13 protein-coding genes and 1 pseudogene are annotated in these 15,294 nt (G+C 70.1%); 12 read left to right on the top strand and 2 right to left on the bottom strand.

Annotated features, from left to right (window positions below; genetic code table 11):
- Positions 1-12: 12 nt before the first annotated feature.
- Both A5789_RS31695 and A5789_RS31690 read left to right on the top strand, forming a co-directional pair.
- A complete protein-coding gene (locus A5789_RS31695) occupies positions 13-1,305 on the top strand; it encodes an NADH-ubiquinone oxidoreductase-F iron-sulfur binding region domain-containing protein (protein ID WP_064904794.1) in 1,293 nt (430 codons plus the stop codon).
- Positions 1,302-1,502, top strand: a pseudogene (locus A5789_RS31690) (ferredoxin); the annotation flags it as partial. The gene A5789_RS31695 and the pseudogene A5789_RS31690, both read left to right, overlap by 4 nt.
- Before the next feature lie 15 nt (positions 1,503-1,517).
- On the opposite strand, the gene A5789_RS31685 reads toward A5789_RS31690, so the two are convergent.
- Positions 1,518-1,790 (bottom strand): hypothetical protein, encoded by a 273-nt coding sequence (locus tag A5789_RS31685; RefSeq protein ID WP_063013907.1) that lies wholly within the window; start codon positions 1,788-1,790, stop codon positions 1,518-1,520.
- Between the two features lie 167 nt (positions 1,791-1,957).
- On the bottom strand, positions 1,958-2,698 hold the full coding sequence (locus A5789_RS31680) for an enoyl-CoA hydratase/isomerase family protein (RefSeq protein ID WP_064904895.1): 741 nt from the start codon (positions 2,696-2,698) through the stop codon (positions 1,958-1,960).
- Positions 2,699-2,808: 110 nt separating this feature from the next.
- On the opposite strand from A5789_RS31680, the gene A5789_RS31675 reads away from it, so the two are divergent.
- The 10 genes from A5789_RS31675 to A5789_RS31630 all read left to right on the top strand — a co-directional run bounded on the left by A5789_RS31675 (position 2,809) and on the right by A5789_RS31630 (position 15,282).
- Positions 2,809-4,362 (top strand): AMP-binding protein, encoded by a 1,554-nt coding sequence (locus A5789_RS31675; protein ID WP_064904796.1) that lies wholly within the window; start codon positions 2,809-2,811, stop codon positions 4,360-4,362.
- A 35-nt stretch (positions 4,363-4,397) separates the two neighbouring features.
- Positions 4,398-5,579 (top strand): amidohydrolase family protein, encoded by a 1,182-nt coding sequence (locus A5789_RS31670; RefSeq protein ID WP_063013903.1) that lies wholly within the window; start codon positions 4,398-4,400, stop codon positions 5,577-5,579.
- Positions 5,576-7,024: a FadD3 family acyl-CoA ligase gene (locus A5789_RS31665; protein ID WP_227462784.1), complete on the top strand. Its 1,449-nt coding sequence runs from the start codon at positions 5,576-5,578 to the stop codon at positions 7,022-7,024. Before A5789_RS31670 ends, A5789_RS31665 begins: the two co-directional genes overlap by 4 nt.
- A gap of 159 nt (positions 7,025-7,183) precedes the next feature.
- Entirely contained in the window at positions 7,184-8,242 is a 1,059-nt protein-coding gene (locus tag A5789_RS31660; protein WP_064904900.1) for an enoyl-CoA hydratase/isomerase family protein, read from the top strand.
- A 36-nt stretch (positions 8,243-8,278) separates the two neighbouring features.
- Positions 8,279-9,607, top strand: a complete 1,329-nt coding sequence (locus A5789_RS31655) for a CoA transferase (protein ID WP_064904798.1) — start codon at positions 8,279-8,281, stop codon at positions 9,605-9,607.
- Positions 9,601-10,983 carry an amidohydrolase family protein gene (locus A5789_RS31650; RefSeq protein WP_064904801.1) on the top strand — a complete coding sequence of 461 codons (1,383 nt, stop codon included), beginning with the start codon at positions 9,601-9,603 and terminating at the stop codon, positions 10,981-10,983. Before A5789_RS31655 ends, A5789_RS31650 begins: the two co-directional genes overlap by 7 nt.
- Positions 10,984-11,141: 158 nt before the next feature.
- Positions 11,142-12,392, top strand: coding sequence for an amidohydrolase family protein (locus tag A5789_RS31645; RefSeq protein ID WP_063031931.1), 1,251 nt, complete (start codon positions 11,142-11,144; stop codon positions 12,390-12,392).
- Positions 12,393-12,447: 55 nt separating this feature from the next.
- Positions 12,448-12,744 (top strand): DUF4286 family protein, encoded by a 297-nt coding sequence (locus A5789_RS31640; RefSeq protein WP_155525617.1) that lies wholly within the window; start codon positions 12,448-12,450, stop codon positions 12,742-12,744.
- Positions 12,745-12,901: 157 nt separating this feature from the next.
- On the top strand, positions 12,902-14,035 hold the full coding sequence (locus A5789_RS31635) for an acyl-CoA dehydrogenase family protein (protein WP_064904805.1): 1,134 nt from the start codon (positions 12,902-12,904) through the stop codon (positions 14,033-14,035).
- Positions 14,032-15,282, top strand: coding sequence for an acyl-CoA dehydrogenase family protein (locus A5789_RS31630; RefSeq protein ID WP_064904808.1), 1,251 nt, complete (start codon positions 14,032-14,034; stop codon positions 15,280-15,282). The genes A5789_RS31635 and A5789_RS31630 overlap by 4 nt, the downstream gene beginning before the upstream one ends.
- Positions 15,283-15,294: the final 12 nt, after the last annotated feature.

Below are 15,294 nucleotides of genomic sequence, written 5' to 3'. Positions count from 1 at the left end.
AAGGACGGATCGATGGATGCGATCGCGAATCCGATAGTCAGCGCACCACCGGGGACCGCGCCGCGAATCACCGGCGGCGAGGGCACCGAGTCGGCGGCGGCGTACCGGGCGAGCGGCGGGTACGCGCCGATCGAGGATCCGGCGCGGCTGCTCGCCGAGGTCGTCGAGTCGGGCCTGCGCGGGCGCGGCGGCGCGGGCTTCCCGCTGGGCACGAAACTGCTGTCGGTACAGCGGCATTGCGATGCCGGAGTGCGGCCGGTGGTCGTCGCCAACGGAGAGGAGGGCGAACCGGCCTCGGGGAAGGACCGCTGGTTGCTGCGCCGGCGCCCCCATCTGGTGCTGGACGGATTACGAGCCGCCGCGACGATTCTCGCCGCCGATCGCGCGGTGCTGTACGTCTCCGACGACCGGGCCGCCGAATCGGTCGCCGGCGCGCTCGCCGAGGCCGATCCCGCCGAGCTCGCGGTGCCGATGGAGATCGTCACCGTCGCCGCCGGATATGTGGCCGGGGAGGAGACGGCGGCGGTCCGTGCGATCGACAGCGGGCCCGCCACACCCACCGACAAGCCGCCCCGTCCGTATGCGGCCGGCGTGGGCGGACGCCCCACACTGGTCAGCAACGTGGAAACTCTCGCCCAGCTGGCATGGATTCACCGCTTCGGCGCGGCGGCCTTCCGCGCCGTGGGCACCGCGGACTCGCCGGGGACCTTCCTGGCCACCGTGACCGGGGGCGGGCGCGAACCGGCGATCTACGAACTGCCGCACGGGTTTTCGTTCCGCGCCCTGCTCGAGTTGCACGGCGTCGCCGCGGACCGCGTGCACGGCGCGCTGCTCGGCGGCTATTTCAACGGCCTCACCAACAGCCGCATCCTCGACGCCCGGCTCGATCACGAGACGTTGCGGGCGCTGGGGACGGGACTGGGCTGCGGCGCCGTCGCACTGCTCACGCCCGACCACTGCCCGGTCGCGGTGGCGGCGGCGGTGCTGGACTATTTCGACCGCGAGAACGCCGGTCAGTGCGGCTCGTGTTTCAACGGCACCGCGGCGATGAGCGCGGTCGCCTCCGCACTGCGCGACGGGGTCGCCGAGGCCGCCGATCTGGATCGGCTGCGCCGCTGGGCGACCGTGCTGCGCGGCCGCGGCGCCTGCGGCACCCTCGACGCGGCGACGAATGCGGCCCGGACCCTGCTCGACGAATTCCCGGATGCGGTGGCGCGCCACCGCGGCGGCGGCTGCGCGATCTGCGCGGCCACGCCGTTCGCCGCCGTCCGCCCCTTCGATGTGGAAGCGGTGACCTCGCTGTGAAGATCCGACTCGATCGCACCGTCTGCGACGGCTTCGGCACCTGCGCCAAACACGCGCCGAAGTACTTTTCGCTCGACGACTGGGGCTACGCGTCGCTGGAAGGTGACGGTGTCGTCGCACCCGCCGATCGCGACGGCGTGCACCGGGCACTGCTGGACTGCCCGGTGCACGCCATCACCGAAATCGACAGCGCGACCGAATAATTCGCGCCGTCAGCGCCAGGGCAGGCAGCCGGCGCTGCGCAGCCGCGAGGCCAATCCGCCGTCGATGCCCACCGGGCCACCGAATCCGCCGGCGCTCAGCGTGGGAACCAGCTGCGCGCCGAGTCCGGCGCCGATCGAACATCCGAGGAGATTGATATCCACGGTGATGATCTCCTTGGGCGGGTTGAGCCCCGAATCGTCATCGGCCGCAGCGACGCCGGCCCCCGCGACCGCGGCGACGGTCAACGCCGTGGCGGCGAGACCGGTGGTGATGATGCGCACGTATCCTCCTTCTGCGCCGATGTGGCGCAGGTCGTTTTCCGACGGCAAACAACAACGACGGCCTGCCGGAACCAGGCCGGCGAGGCCGAAACATAGTGTTGACCGCCGCCGAATCCGGCAAACCACACCCGACGGATACAGCGGGCCGGCTCGGCGAGGAACCGGTCCTAGGCCCGCACGGTCGCGCCGCGGGCCGAACCGCGGTTCAGCACCCGATCCGCGGCTTCCCAGTGCGCATCCGAAACCCACAGCCGGGCAAAGGCTTCCACCGCCTCGGGCGGGGTGGCGCCGGAGACCACGCGCTTGATCGGCGCCGAGGCCGGATGGGCCAGCGCGGTCGCCAGTGACCGCCACTCCCGCTCGAAATCCGCCCGCGGCACCACCCGATCGACCAGGCCGTACTGCTGCGCCTCCGCGGCGGACAGTAGGGACCCGGTGCCGGCCAGCAGCAGTGCGCGGCTGCGCCCGACCAGCTTCGCGAGCCGTTCGGCTCCGCCCCAGGCGGGCATGATCGCGAGCGCCACCTGGTTGAACCCGATGGTGATGTCGTCGGCGGCGATCCGGATATCGGCGGCCACCGCGAATTCCGCACCGCCGCCGAGGGCGTGACCGTTGAGCGCCGCGACCACCGGAGCCGGGAACGCGGCCAGCCGATCGCAGATGCCGCGCATCCGCCAGGCCATCTGCGCGGCACCCTCCTCGGTGCGAATCGCGGCCAGTTGCTTGAGATCTCCGCCGGAGACGAACGCGCGCTCGCCCGCACCGCGCACGACCAGCACCTGGGCGCCGGCCGCGGCATCGATCGCGGCATCGAGCTGATCCATCGTCTCGGGCGCGATGGCGTTGCGCGCCTGCGGACGGTTGATGGTCAGTACCGCGATCCCGCCGTCCACCTCGAGGTCGACCATCACACGTTCTCCGTTCTGGATATGTTGCTTCTCCGAATCTGAGAATATCATCTCCGTATTCGGGTCCGGTCCCGCCGGCCTTCCCATTCGTCGGGCATTGGAGCTCAGCCATGCGAAAGATCCCGCAGCAGTTGATCGATCGGTACGAGTCGCGCGGATGGTGGACGCGCGAAACCATGGGCGAGATGCTGACGCGGGGCCTGGCCGGGGCACCCGAGGTCCCGTTCCGGGTTCATTCCCAGCTGCGTCCCTGGTCGGGCACGGTGCGCGAGGTCGAGCACCTCGCCCGCCGGCTCGCCGCCGGATTGCGCCGCCGCGGTGTGGGCCCCGGCGATGTGGTCGCCTTCCAGCTACCCAACTGGATGGAGGCCGCGGCCACCTTCTGGGCCGCCTCCTTCCTCGGGGCCACGATGGTGCCGATCGTGCACTTCTACGGCCGCAAGGAAATCGGTTACATCCTCGACGCGGTGCGTCCGAAGGTGTTCGTCACCGCGGAACGCTTCGGCGCCATGGAATTTCAGCCCGATCTGTGCGCGCAGGTGCCGATCGTCGGCGTGGTGGGCCGCGACTTCGACTCCCTGCTCGACGAAGAGCCGATGCCCGGAATCGTCACGGTCGCACCGGACTCCCCCGCGCTGATCGCCTTCACCTCGGGCACCACCCGCGACCCGAAGGGCGTGGTCCACAGCCATCGCACCCTCGGGTTCGAAACGCGCCAGCTCAGTGCGCATTACCCGCCCGATCTGGGCGCCCAGCTCACGGCCGCACCGGTCGGCCATTTCATCGGCATGGTCAACGCCCTGCTCATCCCGGTGCTCGACGGGACGGAGATCAACCTCGTGGATGTGTGGGATCCCGGCCGGGTGCTGGCCCTGATGTCGGAATTCGGCGCCACCGTGGCGGGCGGGGTGCCCTATTACCTCACCAGCCTGCTCGACCATCCGTCGTTCACCGACGCGCATCTGCGGCAGATGAAATACGCGGGGCTGGGCGGGAGTTCGGTGCCGGCCGCGGTGACCACCCGGCTCACCGAACTCGGCATCATCGCCTACCGCGCCTACGGCAGCACCGAACATCCGTCCATCACCGGCTCCGACTGCACGGATCCTCAGGACAAACGCCTCTACACCGACGGCTGCCCGCTGCCGGGGGTGGAGATCCGGCTCTCCGACGACGGCGAGATCTTCAGTCGCGGACCGGATCTGTGCCTGGGCTACACGGATCCGGAGTTGACCGCGGCCGCCTTCGACGACGAGGGCTGGTACCGCACCGGCGATGTCGGGCGGCTGGACGAGGACGGCTATCTCACCATCACCGACCGCACCACCGATCTGATCATCCGCGGCGGCGAGAACATCAGCGCGGTCGAGGTGGAAGACGTGCTGCACCGCATGCCCGCGGTCGCCGAAGCCGTCGTGGTCGCCGCGCCCGATGCGCGGCTCATCGAACATGCCGCCGCGGTGGTCCGGCTGCGGTCCGGCAGCACCACCCCGACCCTGGCCGACGTGCAGGCGCATCTGGCCGAGGCCGGCCTGGCCAAGCAGAAGTGGCCCGAGGAATTGCACATCGTCGACGACTTCCCCCGCACCCCGAGCGGCAAGGTCCAGAAATACCGCGTGCGCGCCGCCGTGGCCGGGCAGGACGTTGCCACACGCAAAAACTGAGAATATGATTCTCATAACGAACAAAGGAGACTCTTATGACGAAGATCGAGCTGCCGTACCAGCTCTTCGACGCCGATAACCACCTGTACGAAACCAAAGAGGCCCTCACCCGGTACCTGCCGAAGGAGTTCGAGGGCGCCATCCAGTACGTGGAACTCAACGGCCGCACCAAGATCGCGGTCCTCGGCCAGATCAGCGAGTACATCCCCAATCCCACCTTCGAGGTGGTCGCGCGGCCCGGCGCGATGGAGGAGTACTTCAAGAACGGCAATCCCGAGGGTAAGAGCCGCCGGGAGATCTTCGGTAAGCCGATGCGCTCGATTCCCGCGTTCCACGAGCCCGGCCCGCGCCTCGAGCTCATGAACGAGCTACAGCTCGACCGCACGCTGATGTTCCCGACCCTGGCCAGCCTCATCGAGGAGCGCATGCGCCATCACCCCGATCTCATTCACGCCGTGGTGCATTCGCTCAACCAGTGGCTGCTCGAGGAGTGGGGTTTCAACTACAAGGACCGCATCTTCACGGTGCCGGTGGTGAGCCTGCCGATCGTGGATAAGGCGATCGAGGAGCTCGACTGGTGTGTCGAACACGGCGCCAAGGCGATTCTGGTGCGCCCGGCTCCGGTGCCGGGTCTGCGCGGGCCGCGCTCGTTCGCCCTGCCGGAATTCGACCCGTTCTGGAAGCGCGTGGTCGAGCACGACGTGCTGGTGACGATGCACTCCTCCGACAGCGGCTATTCGCGGTTCAACGCCGAATGGGAGGGCAGCAACCTCGAGATGCTGCCGTTCAAGACCAACACCTTCCGGATGACCACCGAATGGCGCCCGATCCAGGACGCCGTCGCCTCGTGGGTGTGCCACGGCGCGCTGTTCCGCCACCCCGAGCTGAAGGTGGCCGTCATCGAGAACGGTGCCTCCTGGCTGGCCCCGCTGCTCGAGAATCTGCACGATGTGTACAAGAAGGCGCCGGAGGGCTTCGGCTTCCAGGATCCGGTCGAGGCGGTCAAGCGCAGCATCCACGTCAGCCCGTTCTGGGAGGAGGATCTGCAGGCCATCGCCGATCTGATCGGGGTGGAGAACGTGCTGTTCGGCTCGGACTACCCGCACCCGGAGGGCCTGGCCGAACCGGCCCGCTACATCAACGAGATCAAAGATATGCCGCTGGCCAACCAGGAGAAGATCATGGGCGGCAACCTGGCGAGGTTGCTGAAGGTATGAGCGGTGCGGCCCGCGGTATGAGCTGGGAGACCATCCCGCAGATGGTCGCCTCCTCGGCCGATCGCTTCGGTGACGCCGAGGCGGTCGTCGACGGCGATCTGCGGCTGAGCTACACCGAACTCGTCGAGCGGGTGCGCCGGGCCGCGGGGGCCTTCGCGGAGGCCGGGGTGGGCAAGGGCGACCGGGTGGCGATCTGGGCGCCCAATTCCGCGGCCTGGATCGTGGCCGCCTTCGGCCTGCTCACCGCGGGCGGCGTGCTGGTTCCGGTCAACACCCGGTTCCAGGCGGCGGAGGCGGCGGATGTGATCGGCCGCAGCGGAGCGAAACTGCTGCTGGTACAGCAGGGCTTCCTGGGGCGAGAACTGCGCGGGCCCGACGGCGTGCCGGTGATCGACCTCGCCTCCGATTTCCTGTCCAGCGGTTCACCTTTCGAACGCGAGGTGGCCGGGACCGACATCTCCGACATCATCTACACCTCGGGCACCACCGGCCGCCCCAAGGGCGTGATGATGAACCATCGCCAGAATCTGCGGCTGTACACCGAATGGTGTGAGCTGGCGGATCTGCGCGTAGGTGACCGCTACCTGGCGGTGAATCCCTTCTTCCACACCTTCGGCTACAAGGCCGGCGTGCTGGCCTCGTTCATCCGTGGCGCCACCATCCTGCCGGTGCCGGTGTTCGATGTGGACCACGTCTGCGAACTCGTTGCGCGCGAACGGATCACGATGCTGCCCGGCCCGCCCACGCTGTACCACTCGCTGCTCGGGGTGCGCGGGCGCTACGACCTGTCGTCGCTGCGGTCCGCGGTCACCGGGGCGGCCGACATCCCGGTGGAACTGATCCGCCGGGTGAAGACCGAACTCCCCTTCCGCTCGATCATGACCGGATACGGGCTCACCGAGGCGGGTACCGCGACCGCCTCACGCCCGGGGGACACCTTCGAGCAGATCGCGACGACCGCCGGAACCCCGTGCGACGGTGTGGAAGTCCGCATCGCCGCCGACAGCGAGGTGCTGCTGCGCGGCTACACCGTCATGCAGGGCTATCTCGACGATCCCGCGGCCACCGCGGAGGCGATCGACGCCGAGGGCTGGCTGCACACCGGCGACCTCGGCGCCGTGGACGAGGGCGGCCGCTTGCGCATCATCGGACGGAAGAAGGACATGTTCATCGTCGGCGGCTTCAACGCCTATCCCGCGGAGATCGAAGGCGTGCTGCTGCAGCATCCGGCGGTGGTGCAGGCGGCGGTGATCGGCGTGCCCGACGAGCGCATGGGCCAGGTGGGCAAGGCGTTCGTCGTCGCGGACGCGCCGCTGACCGAGGCCGAGCTCATCGCCTGGAGCCGCGAGAACATGGCCGGATACAAGGTGCCGCGTGCCGTGGTGTTCCTCGACGAACTACCGCTCAACGCGACCGGAAAGGTGATGAAAGACCAGCTGCGGTAACCCGTTTCACACGCGCCGCCCCCGGACCCGGACGCCCCGGGGAGCCGGCGCGGGCCGCCGCAGCGCCGAGCGCACGGGAATCGGTCCGGCCTGTTCCGGTTCCCGTGCGCGCATCCGGTTGCCCGCGAGCATTCGCGGCCTCACAGAACGGCGGTGACGATGACCACCAGCGCTGCTGACGCAGACCTGCGATTCGCCGACCTGAGCTTGGACCGCGACGGAAGGCCGCAACGGCCGCTCACCGTCGTCGACCTGGACGGACTGCGGCGCTCGAGTCCCGAACAGATCGCCGATATCGCCGGCTCGATCGCCACCGGCGCGGCACTCACCGTCGCCGTCGCCGGTGATCCGGTGCCGGCGCGGTTGCATCCGATTCTCGAGGCGGCGACCGTCTCGGTGAGCGAATTGCCGCTGCGGGACCGGCGCGTGGTCACGGTGACCGATTGCACCGCCGCGGTGGAGATACTCGCCGCCGCCGTCGATCACGCGCCCCGGGCGGCGCTGGCCTGCGGTCACCTGCTGCGGCAGACTCCCGCGCTGCCCACCCTCCCGGCGCTGGCCGCCGAAGCGGCGGTCTACTCGATGTTGCTGGGCGGCACGGAATTCCGCGATTGGCTCGGGGCTCGGGGGCCGGCCCGGACACCGGACGACGAATCCGGCGACCTGGTCCGGATCGACCGCGCGGGCGGTGAACTCGCCATCGTGCTGGATCGGCCGCGCCGCCGCAACGCGCTCAGCGCCCGCCTGCGCGAGGAACTGCTCGCGGCCGCGCAGGTCGCCGAGGCCGACCCGAGTATCACCTCGGTCCGGCTCGCGGGCGCGGGACCGGCCTTCTGCAGCGGCGGCGACCTCGACGAATTCGGTTGTGCGACAGACCCGGTGGCCGCCTATCTGGTGCGCCTGGACCGGGCGCCGTGGCGGGTGCTGGACCGCCTGTCCGCCCGGTTGCGAATCGACACCCACGGCGCCTGTGTCGGCGCGGGCGCCGAGATCGCCGCGTTCGGCGGCATCGTCACCGCGGCGCCGGGGACCTGGTTCCGCTTCCCGGAGGTCGGTATGGGCCTGGTCCCGGGCGCGGGCGGCACGGTGAGCGTGCCGCGCCGGATCGGGCGCTGGCGGGCCGCCTGGGCGATGCTCACCGGCGCCACCATCGACGTCGACACCGCCCTGCGCTGGGGCCTGGTGGATCGCATCGAGCCCACCGGCGGGCCGTCGTAACGACGGCCGCGCACACCCTCGCCGAGGAGGCCTGAGATGAACCATCCAGCCGCACTGTCCCCGCCGGCCACGCTCGCCCACCGGGTATCCGAACTGTGGCCGCCGCGTGCGACGGACGCGTCCCCGTTCGGGTGCGAGGTCTGTGGCTGGGCGGCGTCGGGAGCCATGGACCTCACCGGGCCCGCGGGCGGGCCGCCCGACATCTCCCCCGCGCCCGCCTTCGCCCGGCTGGGCGAGGTCCTGAGCCTGCTCGCGCGCACGACCGCCGCGCTGGGACGGGCGGTGCCGCTGGCTCCCGGTCCGGTACTCACCGCGCGGGCGGTCGACCACGGTTTCCGGCGCGCGGGCACACGCTCGGCGGGCGGGTCCACCCGCCTGCTGCGCACCGCCGACGGCTGGTGCGCACTGACCCTGTCGCGCCCCGACGATATCGCCGCCGTGCCCGCGATCATCGGCGCCCCCCGGACCCGCGACCACTGGAAAGCGTTGACGCAGTTCGCCGTCGACGTCTCCGCCGCCGACCTCGCCGACCGCGCCCAACTGCTCGGAGTCCCGGCCGCCGCCCTTCCCCCCGGCGGACCGAAGGCCGATCCGGGCACGCCACCGTGGCAGCTGTCCCGGCTCGCGGCGCCGGCACCCTGGCGAGACCTGACCGGGCGGCTGGTGGTGGACCTGTCCTCGATGTGGGCGGGGCCGCTGTGCGCCCATATTCTCGGCCGGGCCGGGGCACGGGTGATCAAGGTGGAGAGTCCGCATCGGCCCGACGGTGCGCGGGCGGATCACCATTTCTTCGACCCCCTGCACGCCGGACACGAATTCCGCACCGTCGACTTCCGCACCGATTCCGGGCGAGACGAATTGGCGGCGCTGCTGGCGGCCGCCGACATCGTGATCGAGGCCTCCCGCCCCCGCGCGCTGGCGCAACTGGGGCTCGGGCCCGACCGGCGCGGGCTGCGTCCCGGCCAGATCTGGGTCGGTCTCACCGGCTACGGCCGATCCGAGCCGATGCGGGTGGCCTTCGGCGACGACGCGGCGGTGGCCGGCGGGCTCGTCGGCACCGGACACGGCATGCCGGTGTTCTGCGCGGATGCGATCGGCGACCCGCTCTCGGGAATCGCTGCGGCACTGGCGGTCTGCGCGGCCGTCCGGGCGGGCGGCGGTATCCTGGCCGACGTCTCGATGCGCTCGGTCACGGCCGCTTTCGCCGCCGCGCCACCGCGCTGCGCGGGCCCGCACCGGGTCTTCACCCATGACGGGCGCTGGCAGGTCCGGTGCGCGCACACCGGACACACGCAGGCAGTCCTGTCCCCGCGCTCCGCACAGACGCACGCCGAGTCCGCATTCCCGGGTGGTGTCGCATGTTGATTCGCAACGCCGCCGTCTTCGGCAGCGCTCACACCGATATCCGCTGCGAACGCGGCACCATCACCGAATGCGGGTGCGGTCTGCGGCCACAGGCCGGCGAGGACGATATCGACGCGCGCGGCGGATGGCTGGTGCCCGGCCTGCACGACCATCACATCCACCTGCGCTCACTCGCCGCGCGCTCCGAGTCGATTCCGGTGGGACCGGACCGGATTCACGGCCCGCACGCACTGGCGGCACGTCTGCGGGAGGCCGCACGCCGGACACCCGGACATGCCTGGATCCGCGCCGTGGACTACCACGACGATGTCGCCGGGGCGATCGACCGGTGGGCGCTGGACCGCATGGATGTCGGGCGGCCGGTGCGGGTGCAGCATCGTTCCGGCGCGCTGTGGATCCTCGATTCCCACGCCTGCGCCCTGCTCGAGGTCGACAACTGTCATCTGCCGGGGGTGGAACGTGATCCGCAGGGCCGGGTCACGGGCCGGCTGTGGCGAATGGACACCTGGCTCGGCGACCGGCTCGGCTGCCTGGCACCGGACCCGGCCCCCGTCTCGGCGGTGGCCGCGGCACACGGAATCACCGGATTCACCGATGCCACACCGGATCTCACCCGGCCCGAGGTCGGCACGCTGGCCGCCGCGGTGCTGGACGGGCGCATCGTGCAGCGCGTCTACTGTATGGCCGAACCCGATATCGAGGATCCGCACGTCGAGCGTTTCCGTCTGGGGCCCACCAAAATTCTGCTCGACGACACCGCCCTGCCGGACCTCGACGATTTCGTGGTGCGGCTGCGCCGGTTGCACAGTGCGGGGCGGGCCGCGGCGGTGCACTGCGTCACCCGGGTCCAGCTGATCCTGACCATGGCCGCCCTCGATCTGGCCGGGGTGGTGCCCGGCGACCGCATCGAACACGGTGCCGTCGTTCCGGCCGAGGTGCTGACCTGGTTGCGCCGCAACGATATTCCGGTGATCACCCAACCGCATTTCCTGATCGAGCGCGCCGCCCAGTACGCCCGCGAGGTGCCCGCCGAGGACCTGCCCGATCTGTGGCGGCTCGGTTCGCTGCTCGCCGCGGGCGTCGGGGTGGCGGCCGGGACCGACGCACCCTTCGGCGACCCGGACCCCTGGGCGGTGGTGCGCGCCGCCACCGATCGCGGCCCGGGCAGACCGGCGGAGGCGCTGTCACCGGTCACCGCGTTGTCGCTGTTCTTCGGCACCGCCGCCAGGCCGCATATTCCCCGCACCATCGCCACGGGCCACACCGCCGATCTGACCCTGCTGCGCGTTCCGCCCCCCGAACTCGGCGAGGTGCTCGACTCGTCGCCCGTGGCCGCCACGATCGTCGCCGGGCAGGTCGTCTACCGGGCGGCGTAGCGGCAGGGCGGAATCGGCCGTTTGCCGAGCGGGCGCCGAATCGGGTGTATCGTCGCAGCCAAATAGGAGAGTATGATTCTCCATAACAGAGATTCATCATCTCGCACTGTCGCCCGCCGCGCCGGGCCGCCGCCGTCCGCACCAGCACGAGGAACCTCATGAATATCGATGACATGATCCTGGTCAGCATCGACGACCACGTGGTCGAGCCGGCCGACATGTTCGACCGGCATACGCCGAAGAAGTACGCCGAGTACGTGCCACAATTGCTCACCAACGAGCAGGGCATCGATCAGTGGACCTATCGCGGCCGGCCGGTCGGCGTCACCGGGCTCAACGCGGTCGTCGGCTGGCCCAAGGAGGAGTGGGACAAGAACCCCACCCGCTACGCCGAGATGCGTCCGGGCGTCTACGACATTCACGACCGGGTACGGGATATGAATGCCAACGGCGTGTTCGCCTCGATGTGCTTCCCGACCTTCGCCGGCTTCAGCGCGGGCCACCTGAGTCAGTTCAAGGACGAGATCACCGTGGCGATGATCCAGGCCTACAACAACTGGCACATCGACGAGTGGTGCGCCACCTATCCGGGCCGGTTCATCCCGAATGCCATTCTGCCGCTGTGGGATCCGCAACTGGCGGTGGCGGAGATCCAGCGGGTGGCGGCCAAGGGATTCCACGGCGTGACCATGTCGGAGATTCCGCACGTGGAGGGTCACCCGTCCTATCACGACATCGAGTACTGGGGTCCGGTGTTCGCCGCGCTCGCCGATACCGGCCTGGTGATGAACCTGCACATCGGGCCCGGCTTCGGCGCCCTGCGCATGGCCCCGGACGCGCCGATCGACAATCTGATGGTGCTGGCGCCCAGCGTGTCCCAGATCGCGGTCCAGGATCTGCTGTGGGGCCCCGCGCTGCGCAGCTATCCGGGATTGAAGGTGGCGCTGTCCGAGGGCGGCATCGGCTGGATCCCGTATTTCCTCGACCGCTCGGACCGCCACTACACCAACCAGAAGTGGCTGCGTCGCGACTTCGGCGGAAAGATGCCCTCGGATGTGTTCCGCGAGCACGTCATGGCCTGCTATGTCACCGACAAGACCTCGTTGAAGCTGCGGCACGAGATCGGCATCGACATCATCGCGTGGGAATGCGACTACCCGCATTCGGATTCGCTGTGGCCCGACGCCCCGGAATTCGTCCTGGCCGAACTCGAGGCGGCGGGCGCCGACGACGCCGACATCTCCAAGATCACCTGGCAGAACGCCTGCCGGTTCCTGAACTGGGAACCGTTCGCGCACATCCCGCGCGAGCAGGCGACCGTCGGCGCGCTGCGCGCCCAGGCCGCCGATGTCGATCTGACCGTACGGCCCCGCAAGGAATGGGCCGAACTGTACGCCCAGCGCGCCTGACGGCGCGAAAGCGGTTGTCCCCCACCACTGATCGTTAGGCACACACACCATGCAGATGCTGGTCTTTTCCACCCCGCGCGAGGGCATGGACGACGAATACAACACCTGGTACAACGACGTGCACATTCCCGAACTGCTGCAGATCGAGGGCATCCGCTCGTGTTCGCGGTATCGGGCCCCGCACCTCGAGGGACAGGGCGCCACGCACCGGTATCTGGCGGTCTACGAGATCGACGGCGACGCCGAGGCGGTCTTCAAGCAGTTGCGCGCCAACTCGGCGGAAGGCCGATCCACCCTCAGCCCGGCGATCGACCCGAAGGCCACCCAGATCACCTTCTGGGAACCGCTGTAGAAACTCCGGTCGCCACCCCGGGGTGTCGACCGGCCACCACTCCCATCGGCGACGCGCCGGCCTCTCGACGTCGCCGATGGGTGCCCCGCCTCCCGCGAACTCGATATCCGCACACCTCACCGGGTTCGCGGGAGGCCCTTGCGTAAGGACCGCATTCGTGACTGCCGCCCCCACCGCCGACCAACGGCTGTTCCGGACCACCACCCGCGATTTTCTCGCCGCCACCGTGCCCGTGGACACGGTGCGCCGCCTCGCCGACTCCCCCGACGGCTTCGATCGGGACTGGTGGCGGCGCGGCGCCGAGCTGGGCTGGACCGCACCCCTGGTCCCCGAACGGCTCGGCGGCGGCGCGGTATCGGACACGCCGATGGCCGACCTCGCGCTGCTCGCCGAGGAATTCGGGCGCGCGTGCGCCCCCGGGCCGCTGCTCGCGGTGAATGCCACGCTGACCGGATTGCTCGGCAGCACAGGAGATTTCGACGCGGCGATAGCGGACGTCCTCGCCGGAGCCGCGATCGCGACCTGGGCCCACTACGAACCGGGCACGGGTCCGGCTCCCGCCACCTTCGACACCGTGGCCACGCCGGACGGTGCCGGGTACCGGCTGTCGGGGGTGAAGGATCGCGTCGAATACGGCGCCCAGGCCGATCTGCTGATCGTCGACGCTCGGGGGCCCGAGGGCCCGGTGCAGCTCCTCGTCGCCACGGACACGCCCGGTGTCACCGTCACCCCGGTGTGGACCCTGGATATCGTGCGTCGCACGGCCACAGTCGTTTTCGACGACGTATCCGTCGCCTCGGACGCCGTGGTGCAGCGCGATCCCGAAGCCGCCGCGGCCGCCGCCGAGGCGCAGTTGCTCGTGGCCGCCACGCTGAGCGCGGCGGAGATGGCCGGAGCCGCGCAGCGAGCCTTCGAGGCCACGGTGCAGTGGATGTTCGACCGCTACACCTTCGGCCGTCCGCTCGCCTCGTATCAGGCGCTCAAACACCGGGCCGCCGACATCGCCACCACCCTGGAGGCATGCCGGGCCACCTCCTGGGCCGCGGCCGCGAGCTTCGGCGACGACACCATCGACACGGCCGAGGCGGTCGGCGTCGCGAAATCCTTCGTCGGCGCCACGGCCGGCGAGATCGTGCAGGAATGCGTGCAGATCCACGGTGGGCTCGGCGTCACCTGGGAACACGATCTGCATCTGTATCTGCGCCGGGTCACGCTCGGACGCGCCCTGTACGGAACCCCGGCCGAACACCGGCGCCGGCTCACCGATCTGCTGGAGACGATCCCCGCATGAGCACCACCGAATCCGCCACCACCACAACCGAATCGGTCGACAGTTTCCGCGACCGCGCCCGTCGCTGGTTGCGGGAGACGCTGCCGCCGGCGCCGCCGGTCCGTTCGGGTGAGCAGAAATCGCCGGAGGTGTGGGCCCGCGCTCGCGAACTGCAGCGCATTCTCTACGACGGCGGCTTCGCCGGGATCTGCTTTCCCGCCGAATACGGCGGCCTGGGCCTGAGCCCGGCCCATCAGCGCGCCTTCACCGAGGAGTCACGCCCGTACGAGATGCCGCTGGCGCTCAATATCCCGACCCTCACCATCTGCGCCGCAACACTTCTCGACATGGGAAGCGAGGAGCAGAAACGCACCCACATCGCCGCCGCGCTGCGCGGTGAGGAGCTGCTGGTGCAATTCCTGTCCGAACCGCGCGGCGGATCCGACCTGGCCGGCCTCACCACCCGCGCCGATCGTGACGGTGACGAGTGGGTGCTGAACGGGTCCAAGATCTGGAGTTCGGGCGCCTATGCCGCCGACTATGCGCTGTGCCTGGCCCGCACCGACTGGCAGGTGCCCAAACACGCCGGGCTGACCATGTTCCTGGTGCCGGTGCACTCCCCCGGACTGACCATCCGCCGGATCACCCAGGTCGACGGGTCCACCGAATTCTGTCAGGAGTTCTTCGACGATGTCCGGATCCCGGCCGATGCCGTGGTCGGCGAGGTCGACGGCGGCTGGGCCGTCGCGAGCCGGTTGCTGCAGCACGAACGCAGCGCGGTCGGTGGCGCCTCCCCGTACGCCAGCGGCGTGGGCCAGCACAGTGGCCGCGATGTGCGCGCCCTCATCGAGATCGCCCGGCGCACGGGACAACTCGCCGACCCGCGCGTGCGCGAGGACATCGGCGAAGCGCATGCGATGAATCTGGTTCACGACCAGCTCATCGCCCATGTCGGCGCCCGCATCGCCGCCGGCGATCTGGCCCCCGCGGCCGGTTCGATCGTGCGCCTGTTCAGCGCCCGCAATTCGTGGCTGCAGTCCGATGCCGCCCTGCGCATCGCCGGCGCCGCCGCCGCGACCGGCGACCCGGGCGACGAACCCGGCCTCGGCCGAGCCGGCCAGGAGTACCTCTACCGGCAGGCCTGGAGCCTCGCCGGGGGCAGCACCGAAATGGCCCGCAACATCATCAGCGAACGCGTCCTGGGCATGCCCCGTGAGGACGCCGCCGACCGGGATGTGCCGTTCGATCAGGTGCGGCGGGGGCGTTAGCCGGTACCGATA

The sequence above is a fragment of the Nocardia sp. 852002-51101_SCH5132738 genome (assembly GCF_001665695.1).
GTDB lineage: Bacteria > Actinomycetota > Actinomycetes > Mycobacteriales > Mycobacteriaceae > Nocardia > Nocardia nova.
This window is presented reverse-complemented; position numbering and strand designations above follow the sequence as displayed.